The 12,539-nt window shown below is 65.9% G+C and carries 6 protein-coding genes and 1 pseudogene; 5 read left to right on the top strand and 2 right to left on the bottom strand.

Annotated elements, in window-relative coordinates; genetic code table 11:
* Positions 1–29: 29 nt before the first annotated feature.
* From IHQ52_RS08495 to IHQ52_RS08475, 5 genes and pseudogenes are all read left to right on the top strand, one after another.
* Positions 30–971, top strand: a complete 942-nt coding sequence (locus IHQ52_RS08495) for an AlbA family DNA-binding domain-containing protein (protein ID WP_024499815.1) — start codon at positions 30–32, stop codon at positions 969–971.
* Between the two features lie 141 nt (positions 972–1,112).
* Entirely contained in the window at positions 1,113–1,994 is an 882-nt protein-coding gene (locus IHQ52_RS08490; RefSeq protein ID WP_238064156.1) for an endonuclease domain-containing protein, read from the top strand.
* A gap of 150 nt (positions 1,995–2,144) precedes the next feature.
* Positions 2,145–2,514, top strand: a pseudogene (locus IHQ52_RS08485) (VOC family protein).
* A gap of 36 nt (positions 2,515–2,550) precedes the next feature.
* Positions 2,551–3,792, top strand: a complete 1,242-nt coding sequence (glsA, locus tag IHQ52_RS08480; RefSeq protein ID WP_024499814.1) for a glutaminase A — start codon at positions 2,551–2,553, stop codon at positions 3,790–3,792.
* A 51-nt stretch (positions 3,793–3,843) separates the two neighbouring features.
* Positions 3,844–4,842 carry an alpha/beta fold hydrolase gene (locus tag IHQ52_RS08475; protein WP_024499813.1) on the top strand — a complete coding sequence of 333 codons (999 nt, stop codon included), beginning with the start codon at positions 3,844–3,846 and terminating at the stop codon, positions 4,840–4,842.
* A gap of 65 nt (positions 4,843–4,907) precedes the next feature.
* Here IHQ52_RS08475 and IHQ52_RS08470 read toward each other — a convergent pair whose 3' ends face one another.
* The gene (locus IHQ52_RS08470) at positions 4,908–8,864 is read right to left on the bottom strand and encodes a DNA-directed RNA polymerase subunit beta' (RefSeq protein WP_024499812.1); all 3,957 of its coding nucleotides are present in this window, start codon (positions 8,862–8,864) and stop codon (positions 4,908–4,910) included.
* An 86-nt stretch (positions 8,865–8,950) separates the two neighbouring features.
* Positions 8,951–12,439 (bottom strand): DNA-directed RNA polymerase subunit beta, encoded by a 3,489-nt coding sequence (gene rpoB / locus IHQ52_RS08465; RefSeq protein ID WP_024499811.1) that lies wholly within the window; start codon positions 12,437–12,439, stop codon positions 8,951–8,953.
* Between the last annotated feature and the right edge of the window lie 100 nt (positions 12,440–12,539).

Genomic DNA, 12,539 nt, shown 5'->3' with positions numbered 1-12,539 from the left:
CCCATGTCCGATTCGTCATACTGTCCGGTGTGCGAGCTGACCTGATCCCCCTGGCCGAAAACGATCGCGGAAGCATCGGATCGCTGGAATTCGCCATTCCGGTGTGGGCGACCGCCACCGCGCTGGTGCTGGTGCTGATCGTGGCCTGGTTCTTCGGTTCCGTCGCGAAATGGCTGCTGCGTCACCGGGCACGACTGAACACCACCACCTGCATGGTGCTGTCGATCCTCGGTACGGCCGTCGGATTGTTCATCGCCGGGGCGATCGACCATCGCATGAACGTGTGGCACCCCGTCACCATCGTGCTGGGATTGGCGAGTTCGATCGTGGCGGTCGGCGCCTACGCGATGGTCGCGGCACGGCTGCAGGTCCCGACCGGCATCCCGGTCGCCGAACTGCTCGCATCCGGGGAATCCGAGCGGGTCGAGTTCAAGTCGACCGCCCGCGTGAACCTGCACACCAAGCAGCGGGACGTCGCGATGGAGACGGTGATCGTGAAGACGGTGGCCGCATTCCTCAACTCCGACGGCGGGAACCTGCTGATCGGAGTCGACGACGACGGCACTCCCCTGGGCCTCGACGCCGACTTCACGACGCTCCGCCATCCCGACGCCGACCGGTTCGAACTGTTTCTGCGGGACCTGCTGACCGCCACGCTGGGCCAGAGCACCGCCGCGGAGGTGGGCATCTCGTTCGAGCAGGTCGCGCGACCCGCCGGCGACGCCGAAGCCTCCGCGAGCCCGACCGACGTCCTGGTGTGCCGGGTGGAGTGCACTCCGTCGCCGAGGCCTGTGTACCTGCGTGGCATGAAGAACAACGCGCTACCCGAGTTCTGGGTGCGGGCCGGCAACTCGAGCCGGCAGCTGAGCGTCGACCAGGCCGCCGAATACGTCATGCACCGCTGGCCGCTCGGCGCCGGTCGTGCGCTCGCCGCCCAGGTTCGGGCGGCGGTGCGGTTCTCGTCGGTCTGAGACCGTTCCGCCGAGCCAGCAGCGCGAAAACTCGTCCATCTGAGGCACTTCGAAGGGCAATCTGCCCTTGCGGGACCGCCAGATGGACGCGAATTCCCCAACTCCGGAAACCGATCGACCTCCGCATGCGTCCAAGTCGTCATGACCTCGGATTCTGGCGTGTACACGCTCAAGGAACTGGCGGCGATGGACTGGTCGCCCGACGACATCACGCGCGCTCGACGGTCGGGAACCCTGATCCCGGTGGCTCACGGGTGGGTACGGTCAGCGACCGCCGACCCCCGAGTGGTCGCAGCGGTGGCGGCGGGGGGCGCGTTGTCGTGCGTCGGCGCGCTGCGCTTTCACCAGACGCACGGATCGAGCGAAATCTGGGTTCCACCCGGGTACACCGAGACCCATGTCCGTCTGAGTAAGCACATGAAGGGCAGACCTCGTCCCAGCGGACCCTTCCGATGGTGTCAGGGCTACGGCCAACCACTACCGGTGGTCACCGCGGTCGACTCGATCCCGATCGCACTCGGTTGCGCGGCACGATGTCTCACTGCCGAGGAATGGGTTGCGACCGTCGACTCCGTCCTCAACTCGACCGACTGGACCATCCCCGACATCCAGGCCGAGATGGGTCGCGTGGCCAGGGCGGTGACGGCCATGTTCGGTCGGTGCGATGCCCGCTCCCAATCCGGAACCGAATCGATCGCCCGGTTGCGCCTGATCGCGGCCGGTTTCGAGGTAGAGGTCCAACCCGGCATCGGCACACATGAACACGCGGACCTCCGAGTCGGAGCACTGCTGATCGAATGCGACGGCAGGGCCTACCACTCGGATGTGGAGACCTTTCGCAACGATCGCCGCCGCGACCGCATGACGATGATCGACCGATGGATGACGATGCGGTTGACCTACGACGACGTTCTCTACCACTGGGACGGGGTACTCGAGGATGTTCGGGCCGTCACCCGAAGCGACCGGCACCGCATCAGGCGGGACAACGACCCTCGCCGTCGGGGAACCGCGTCCATCTGAGCGCCACCGAGGGGCAATATGCCCTTGGATCGCGCTCAGATGGACGATTTTCCGGCCGATTCACACACCACGACAAACGAGGACCGAAACCGTCCTCGATTCCTGGGATGGTTGTCTCAGACCGCACGACCCAGGACATCAGGAGGAAGCATGAACTGGACACTCGAAGTCGTCACCCTGCCCGTCACGGACGTCGACCGCACAAGGCGTTCTACGAGTCGATCGGATTCAACCCCGATCACGACCACACCGTGAGCGAGGAGATCCCTTCGTCCAGATGACCCCTCCCGGTTCGAACTGCTCGATCGCCTTCGGCAAGGGCCTGACCGACAAGGCGCCCGGGTCCACCGGCCCGATCATCATCTGCGTCACCGACATCGACGCCGCCCGCGAACAGCTGCTCGCCGCCGGCGTCGACGCCAGTGACGTCGACGTGCAGCCGTGGGGTCATTTCGTGTACTTCACCGACCCCGACGGGAATCAGTGGTCGGCGCAGTACCTGCCGTATCGCGACAACTGAACGCAGCACCACCGAGGGTCGCGGCTACGGTGGGATATGCGATCCCCCATCGACGACTATCTCCACGAGGTTCTCCGCGACTGCCGCGATGACGACGCCGGGGACGTCATGTCCGGAAACCGCGAACTCGAGCGGGCGGACCCGTCGTCCTTCGGGATCGCTCTGACCACCGTCGACGGAACCGTCTACACCGCCGGCGACGCCGACCACGAGTTCTCCATGCAGTCGATCGCGAAACTGCCCGCTTACGCACTCGCACTGCGGGACCGGGGGCTCGATGGCGTCCTCGACCGCGTCGACACCGAACCGTCCGGCGACGCCTTCAACGAGATCTCGCTCGAAGCCGAGACCGGACGACCCCGCAACGCCCTCATCAACGCCGGTGCCATCGCCGTTCACGGGATGCTCGACGGCGACGGCGCCACCGAACGGGTCGACCGCATCGTCGACCTGATGGGCACGCTCGCCGGGCGAGAACTGTCCGTGGACCGGGAGGTTCACTCCGCCGAACTCGCCTCCGACGACCACAACACCGCACTGGCGTATCTGCTGCGTTCCGCGGGCAAGCTCGACTACGAACCCGACGAGGTCGTCGACGGCTACGCCGCACAGTGCGCGATCAAGGTCAGCTGCCGCGATCTCGCCGTCATGGGATCGGTCCTCGCCAACGGCGGACTGTCGACCACGGACGACGAACGCCTCCTCGACGGCTGGATCACCCGGCACCTGCTGTCGGTGATGGCCACCTGCGGCATGTACGACGGTAGCGGCAGCTGGATGGCGACGGTCGGGATTCCCGCGAAAAGCGGTGTGAGCGGGGCGATCCTGGGAGTGCTTCCGGGCCAGGTCGGGGTTGCGGTGTGGTCGCCGCGGCTCGACGAGCAGGGCAACAGCGTGCGTGGCGTCGCCGTCTTCGAAAGACTTTCCCGCGACATGGAATTGCACATGATGCACGTGGCACCGTCGGGAATGCCCGCGCTTCGGTCGGTACACGAACGCGACGGTGCGACCGTCGTCGAACTCCAGGGCGACGTCCGCTTCGCAGGCGCGGAGATCATCGCAAGCCGTGCGTGCGAAGGATTTTCGACCGACGAGGTCATCCTCGACCTCACCCATGTCCGCGTGATGGACGACGCCGCACGGGAACTGCTGCGCGAGGTGGCCCGGCGCCTCGGTGACGACCACGACGTCCACATCGAGGACCCGAACGAGCTCATGGAATCCGGCCCCGACGACCGGGACACCGACGACCGGGACACCAACCAGCCCCGCGCCTGAACTCCCCGGAGATCCCCGTTCCCGGCATCCGCCCGACCCTAGACTGGGCGGATGTCGAGACGAAGATTCCGCCGGCCGTGGGTCGCGACCCTCGCTGCGATCGCCATGTTCTTCGGTGTGACGCCATCGGCGGTTCTGGCCGCACCGGCCGCCCGCCCACCGGTGGTCGTTTCGTCGTCCTCCGTCGCGACCGAATGTGCGGGCAAGCCCATCCGGGTCGCCGCCCGCTGGTACTTCCCGCCCGGCCGGCCCACGGCGCTCGTCTGGTTGCAGCACGGCTTCTCCCGGACCGCGGCCAATCTCGGCGCCGTGGCTCGCGCCTACGCCGACGCCGGTTTCCTCGTGGTGAGCCCGACGCTGGACTCGATCAACCTCGGCGGGTGCGCCGTCGCCTTCAACATCGCCGACAATGCGGCGTTCGCCCGGACCATCGGCGGGGTTTTCGGGTCGGGCCGGGAAGCCGGCAGCCCGCTCGCGACGAGCCTCATCCGAGCCCGGGAAGCCGCCCACCGTCCCGATGTGACGATGCCGTACCGGATGGTCTTCGCGGGCCACTCGGCCGGCGGCGAATTCGTCGTCGTGGCAGCCGACGCACTCCGACGCGCGGACCCGGTCGCCTTCCGGCGCCTGGCCGGGCTGATGCTGTTCGACCCCGTCAACTCCTTCTTCGGTGGCCACTTCGCTTCTGCCGCATCATCTCTCGGCGCTGACCGGCTCCCCATCCGGGTGATCGCATCGCAGCCGTCGGTGTCCAACTCCTTCGGGTCCGGGGTCGCCGTCCTCGAGCGGACGACACGGCAGGAGTTTCTCGGCTCGCGGCTGGTCACCGGCATCCACATCGACGCCGAGGGCGACTCCACCGACCTGATCGGCGAACTGTCAGAGGTCGGCACGCCGCGACCCCGCAACGGTCGGGTCATCCGCGCATTGGCCACCGGATGGTCGTCGGACATGGTCACCGGCTCGGTGACCGCGACCTACTATCCGGGTGGCGATTACTACGACCTGTTGCTCGCGACACGCACCGTCACCACACTCCCTGTGCGCTGAGGCTCGAAGACAAGCGAAAAGCCCTCGCACTCAACGAGTGCGAGGGCTTTTCAGCTCAGTACGGCTTACCGATATTCGTTGGAGAAACCGTAGTCGTCCAGCGGCACCGCAGCGCCGGCCGGAGCACCGAAGGTGCCGTCCGGGCTGTAGTAGGTGTCGTCGTACGACGGCACCGCGTAGGCCGCGGCACGTGCCTCTTCGGTCGGCTGAACCTGGATGTTGCGGTAGCGGTTGATACCGGTACCGGCCGGGATCAGCTTACCGATGATCACGTTCTCCTTGAGACCGATCAGCTTGTCGCTGCGGCTGTTGATCGCCGCGTCGGTCAGGACACGCGTGGTCTCCTGGAACGACGCCGCCGACAGCCACGACTCGGTCGCGAGCGAGGCCTTGGTGATACCCATGAGCACCGGACGTCCGGCGGCGGGCTCGCCACCCTCGGTGACCACCTGACGGTTGGCCGCCTCGAACTCGGCACGCTCGACGAGCGAACCGGGCAGGAACTCGGTCGCACCGTGGTCGATGATCGTCACGCGACGCAGCATCTGACGAACGATCGTCTCGATGTGCTTGTCGTGGATCGACACACCCTGGCTGCGGTAGACCTCCTGGACCTCGTTGACCAGGTGGATCTGCACCTGACGGGGACCCATGACACGCAGGACCTCGTGCGGGTTGGCCGAGCCCTCCATGAGCTGCTGGCCGACCTCGACGTGGTCACCGTCGGCGAGGAGCCGCTCGGAACCGTCTTCGTGCTTGAACACGCGCAGACGCTGACGCTTCGAGATCTTGTCGATGACGACCTCTTCGGAACCGTCGTCCGGGATGATCGTGATCTTGTAGAAGCGGTCGTCGTCCTCGAGACGCACCCGGCCGGAGACCTCCGCGATCGGCGCGACGCCCTTGGGGACGCGGGCCTCGAAGAGCTCCTGGACACGCGGCAGACCACCGGTGATGTCGTCACCGACGCCACCCTGGTGGAACGTACGCATCGTCAGCTGGGTACCGGGCTCACCGATCGACTGGGCCGCGATGATACCCACGGCCTCACCGATGTCGACGAGCTTGCCGGTGGCCATCGAACGGCCGTAGCAGTGCGCACACACACCGGTGCCGGTGGCACAGGTGAGGACCGAACGAACCTTGACCTGCGCGATGCCGGCAGCGAGGAGAGCCTCGATGGCGGGGTCGCCGAGGTCGTGGCCGCGCTCGACGATGACGTTGCCGTCGGCGTCGACCGCATCGGCGGCCAGGGTGCGTGCGTAGGCCGAGGTCTCGACGTGCGCGTCGCGGATGATCGAGCCGTCGGGCTGCTTCTCACCCAGCGGCACGTTGATGCCGCGCTCGGTGCCACAGTCGGTCTCGCGAACGATGACGTCCTGCGACACGTCGACCAGACGACGGGTCAGGTAACCCGAGTCGGCGGTACGGAGAGCCGTGTCCGCCAGACCCTTACGGGCACCGTGCGTGTTGATGAAGTACTCGGCGACGGTCAGGCCCTCGCGGAACGAGGACTTGATCGGACGCGGGATGAACTCACCCTTCGGGTTCGTCACCAGACCCTTCATGCCCGACAGGTTACGAACCTGCGTCAGGTTACCGGTGGCACCCGACTTCGGGATCATGATGATCGGGTTGTCCTCGGGGTAGAAGTCCTCCATGGCCTTACCGACTTCTTCGGTGGCCTGCTTCCAGATCTCCACCAGTGCGTCGCGACGCTCATCCGGCGTGAGGGCACCGCGCTGGAACTTGCGCTCCAAGCCGTCGGCACGCTCCTCGTAACGGTCGAGGATCTCCGCCTTCTGCGGCGGCACGAGCACGTCGGCCATCGACACGGTGACGCCCGAACGGGTGGCCCAGTAGAAGCCGACGTCCTTGAGCTTGTCGACGGTCTGGGCGACCACGATCATCGGGTAGCGCTCGGCGAGATCGTTGATGATCGCGGCCTGACGCTTCTTCGGCATCTGCTCGTCGACGAACGGGTACTCGATCGGCAGCAGCTCGTTGAAGAGCACGCGGCCCAGCGTGGTGATGGTGGTCCACGGCTGACCGAAACGCCATCCCTCGGGGAACAGCTCGGCCTCGACCTCGGCCTGCGGACGCTGCCCGGTCAGGCGCACCTTGATGCGCGACTGAACGGTGAGCTGTCCACGGTCGACGGCCATGATGGCCTCGGCGGGGCTCGAGTAGACACCGCGCTCGACGTCGTCGGCGGTTGCCGGGGTGTACTCGCCTGCCGCGCCCTCCTTGAGGGAGGTCAGGAAGTACAGACCGGTCACCATGTCCAGACGCGGCATGGCGAGCGGGCGACCCGATGCCGGCGACAGGATGTTGTTCGACGACAGCATCAGGATGCGGGCCTCGGCCTGCGCCTCCGCGCTCAGCGGAAGGTGCACGGCCATCTGGTCACCGTCGAAGTCGGCGTTGAAGGCCTCACACACCAGCGGGTGCAGCTGGATGGCCTTGCCCTCCACCAGCTGCGGCTCGAAGGCCTGGATGCCGAGGCGGTGCAGCGTCGGTGCACGGTTCAGCAGCACCGGGTGCTCGGAGATGACCTCTTCGAGGACGTCCCACACCGCGGGGCGCTGACGCTCGACCATGCGCTTGGCCGACTTGATGTTCTGGGCCTGGTTCAGGTCGACCAGACGCTTCATCACGAACGGCTTGAACAGCTCGAGAGCCATCAGCTTCGGCAGACCACACTGGTGCAGCTTGAGCTGAGGACCGACGACGATGACCGAACGGCCCGAGTAGTCGACGCGCTTGCCGAGCAGGTTCTGACGGAAACGACCCTGCTTGCCCTTGAGCAGATCGCTCAGCGACTTCAGCGGGCGGTTGCCCGGTCCGGTGACCGGACGGCCACGACGACCGTTGTCGAACAGGGCGTCGACCGACTCCTGCAGCATCCGCTTCTCGTTGTTCACGATGATCTCGGGAGCACCGAGGTCGATCAGACGCTTGAGGCGGTTGTTGCGGTTGATGACGCGGCGGTACAGGTCGTTCAGGTCGGAGGTCGCGAAGCGGCCACCGTCGAGCTGAACCATCGGACGCAGTTCCGGCGGGATCACCGGCACGGCGTCGAGGACCATGCCCAGCGGCGAGTTGCCCGACTGCTGGAACGCGGCGACGACCTTGAGGCGCTTGAGAGCACGAAGCTTCTTCTGGCCCTTGCCGCTGCGGATGGTCTCGCGCAGGGACTCGGCCTCGGCGTCGATGTCGAAGGTCTCGAGGAGCTTCTTGATCGCCTCGGCACCCATCGAACCCTGGAAGTACTCGCCGTAGCGCTCTTCGAGCTGGCGGTAGAGCTTCTCGTCGATGATGAGGTCGCCCGGTGAGAGCTTGACGAACTTGTCCCAGATCTCTTCGAGACCGTCGAGCTCACGCTGCGCGGAGTCGCGCATACGACGCATCTCGCGCTCGGCGCCGTCGCGCACCTTGCGGCGCACGTCGGCCTTGGCGCCCTCGGCCTCGAGCTCGGCGAGATCCTGCTCGAGCTTCTGCTGGCGCTCGTTCAGGTCGGCGTCGCGCTGATCGGCGACGGCCTTCTTCTCGACCTCCATCTCGGCTTCGAGCGTGGAGAGCTCGTTGTGACGGAGTTCGTCGTCGACCGCGGTGATGACGTAGGCGGCGAAGTAGATGATCTTCTCGAGATCCTTCGGCGCCAGGTCGAGCAGGTAGCCCAGGCGGCTCGGCACACCCTTGAAGTACCAGATGTGCGTGACCGGTGCGGCCAGCTCGATGTGGCCCATGCGCTCACGGCGCACCTTGGCCTTGGTCACCTCGACGCCGCAGCGCTCACAGATGATGCCCTTGAAGCGGACACGCTTGTACTTGCCGCAGTAGCACTCCCAGTCGCGAGTCGGTCCGAAGATCTTCTCGCAGAACAGGCCGTCCTTCTCGGGCTTCAGCGTGCGGTAGTTGATCGTCTCCGGCTTCTTGACCTCACCGTACGACCAGTTGTGAATATCGTCGGCCGTCGCAAGGCCGATCTTGAGTTCGTCGAAAAAGTTGACGTCGAGCACTTGTTACCTTTCCAGAGCTCTGTTGTCAGTGGGTCGGGCCGCCGGTCGTGGCGAACGAACCGGCGGCCGGCCCGGGTTGGTGAGGATCAGTTGGCGAGGTCGTCGACCGTGGCCGACTCGTTGCGCGACAAGTTGATTCCGAGGTTGGCCGCAGCGCGCTCCAGGTCCTCGTCGTCGGTGTCGTGCATCTCGATGGCGGCACCGTCGGAGCTGAGGACCTCGACGTTCAGGCAGAGCGACTGAAGTTCCTTCAGCAGCACCTTGAACGACTCGGGGATACCCGGCTCCGGGATGTTCTCGCCCTTGACGATCGCCTCGTAGACCTTCACGCGGCCCACCACGTCGTCCGACTTGATGGTGAGCAGCTCCTGCAGGGTGTAGGCGGCACCATAGGCCTGCATCGCCCAGCACTCCATCTCACCGAAGCGCTGACCACCGAACTGCGCCTTACCACCGAGCGGCTGCTGGGTGATCATCGAGTACGGACCGGTCGAACGGGCGTGGATCTTGTCGTCGACCAGGTGGTGCAGCTTGATGATGTACATGTAGCCGACCGACACGGGGTACGGGAACGGCTCGCCGGAGCGACCGTCGAACAGCGTCGCCTTGCCGTCGCCGTTGACCATCACCTCGCCGTCGCGGTTGGGGAGCGTCGAGGACAGCAGTCCGGTCAGCTCCTCCTCACGCGCACCGTCGAACACCGGGGTGGCGGTGTTGGTGTCGGGCTCCGCCGAGTACATGTCCTCGGGGAGGTTCGACGCCCACTCCGGCACGCCCTCGGCCACGTTGATGTTCCAGCCGGCCTTGGCGATCCACCCGAGGTGGGTCTCCAGGATCTGGCCGATGTTCATACGACGCGGCACACCGTGGGTGTTCAGGATGATGTCGACCGGGGTCCCGTCGGGCAGGAACGGCATGTCCTCCTGCGGGAGGATCTTGCCGATGACGCCCTTGTTGCCGTGGCGACCGGCGAGCTTGTCGCCGTCCTGGATCTTGCGCTTCTGGGCGACGTACACGCGGACCAGCTCGTTGACGCCGGGCGCGAGATCGTCGTCGTCGTCGCGGCTGAACACGCGCACGCCGATGACCTTGCCGGTCTCGCCGTGGGGCACCTTCAGCGAGGTGTCGCGGACCTCACGGGCCTTCTCACCGAAGATGGCACGCAGCAGGCGCTCCTCCGGGGTCAGCTCGGTTTCGCCCTTCGGGGTGACCTTGCCGACCAGGATGTCGCCGTCGCGGACCTCCGCACCGATGCGCACGATGCCGCGCTCGTCGAGGTCGGCGAGGACCTCGTCGGAGACGTTCGGGATGTCCCGGGTGATCTCCTCGGCACCGAGCTTGGTGTCGCGGGCGTCGATCTCGTGCTCCTCGATGTGGATCGAGGTGAGCACGTCCTCTTCGACGAGACGCTGGCTCAGGATGATCGCGTCCTCGTAGTTGTGACCCTCCCACGGCATGATCGCCACGAGCAGGTTCTTGCCGAGCGCCATCTCACCGTTCTCGGTGCACGGCCCGTCGGCGAGGACCTGACCGGCCTCCACGCGCTGGCCCTCGTCCACGATCGGACGCTGGTTGGCGCAGGTGCCGTGGTTCGAACGCGCGAACTTGCGCATCCGGTAGGTGTCACGCGTGCCCTCGTCGGACATGACGGTGATGTAGTCGGCCGAGACCTCCTCCACCACACCGGTCTTGGACGACACGATGACGTCACCGGCGTCGACGGCGGCACGGAGCTCCATGCCGGTGCCGACCAGCGGCGACTCGTTGCGCACCAGCGGCACGGCCTGACGCTGCATGTTCGCACCCATCAGGGCGCGGTTCGCGTCGTCGTGCTCGAGGAACGGGATCATCGCGGTCGCGACCGACACCATCTGACGCGGCGAGACGTCGAGGTACTCGACATCGGTGGCGCCCACGAACTCCACCTCGGAGCCCTTCTTGCGCACCAGCACACGCTCGTCGGTGATACGGCCGCTGCCGTCGAAGTTGGTGTTGGCCTGACCGATGAGGAAGCGATCCTCCTCGTCGGCGGTCATGTACTCGATCTCGTCGGTGACGACACCGTCGACGACCTTGCGGTACGGGGTCTCGATGAAGCCGAACGGGTTGACCCGCGCGTACACCGAGAGCGAACCGATCAGACCGATGTTCGGACCCTCAGGGGTCTCGATCGGGCACATACGGCCGTAGTGCGACGGGTGGACGTCGCGCACCTCGAGGCCGGCACGCTCACGGCTCAGACCACCCGGGCCGAGCGCCGACAGACGACGCTTGTGGGTGAGACCCGACAGCGGGTTGTTCTGGTCCATGAACTGCGACAGCTGGCTGGTTCCGAAGAACTCCTTGATCGCCGCCACGACGGGACGGATGTTGATCAGGGTCTGCGGGGTGATCGCCTCGACGTCCTGGGTGGTCATGCGCTCACGCACGACACGCTCCATACGCGAGAGGCCCACGCGGATCTGGTTCTGGATCAGCTCGCCGACGGTACGCAGACGACGGTTGCCGAAGTGGTCGATGTCGTCGACCTCGACGGGCACCTCGACGCCACCGGGCACGGTCATGTAGGTGACCGTGTGCGGATCGGCCTCGTGCAGACGCACCAGGTACTCGACGGTCGCGATGATGTCCTCGCGGGTCAGGGTCGACTCGCCGATCATCGGGTTGGCCGTCAGGCCCAGCTTCTTGTTGACCTTGTAACGGCCCACGCGAGCGAGGTCGTAGCGCTTGTCCTTGAAGAACAGGTTCTCCAGGAGGTTCTCCGCGGACTCCTTGGTCGGCGGCTCACCCGGACGCAGCTTGCGGTAGACCTCGAGGAGCGCCTCGTCCTGGTTGGCGGTGTTGTCCTTCTCCAGGGTCGACATCATGATCTCGGAGAAGCCGAAGCGCTCGGAGATCTCCTCGGTGGTGAAACCGAGGGCCTTGAGCAGCACGGTGACCGGCTGACGGCGCTTGCGGTCGATACGCACACCCACGGTGTCGCGCTTGTCGACGTCGAACTCCAGCCACGCACCGCGACCCGGGATCACCTTGACGGTGTGCAGGGTCTTCTCGGTGGCCTTGTCGATCGCGGCGTCGAAGTAGACGCCGGGGCTGCGGACCAGCTGGCTCACCACGACACGCTCGGTGCCGTTGATGATGAAGCTGCCCTTGTCGGTCATGATCGGGAAGTCGCCCATGAAGACGGTCTGCGACTTGATCTCACCGGTGTTGTTGTTGATGAACTCAGCGGTGACGAACAGCGGCGCCGCGTAGGTCATGTCCTTGTCCTTGCACTCCTCGACAGAGGCCTTGACCTCGTCGAAGTGCGGCTCGGAGAACGAAAGGGACATCGACCCGGAGAAGTCCTCGATCGGGGACAGCTCGTGGAGGATGTCCTCCAGCCCGCCCGTCGGGTTCTCGTCTCCGCGGGCGATCGCCTTGGCGCGCCACTCCGGGGACCCGACGAGCCATTCGAAGGAATCGAGTTGGAGGTCGAGGAGGCCGGGAACCTCCAGCGGCTCGCTGATCTTTGCAAACGACGCGCGATGCGGCGCGCCGGGGATTGTTGAGGTGGACTGGCGGTTGACTGCCAAGATGCGTCCTTCCAACACGACGTTATTCACAACCTAGATGTGCGGTGGCTTGATGGGCCGTTCGCTGGTGACACCCTGAGATCGGCGATCACCGCAGCAC

This window comes from Gordonia amicalis, from assembly GCF_022059885.1.
In the GTDB taxonomy this organism is placed as follows: Bacteria; Actinomycetota; Actinomycetes; order Mycobacteriales; family Mycobacteriaceae; genus Gordonia; species Gordonia amicalis.
Note: the sequence above shows the minus strand (reverse complement) of the source record. Positions and strands in the feature narration are given on the sequence as shown.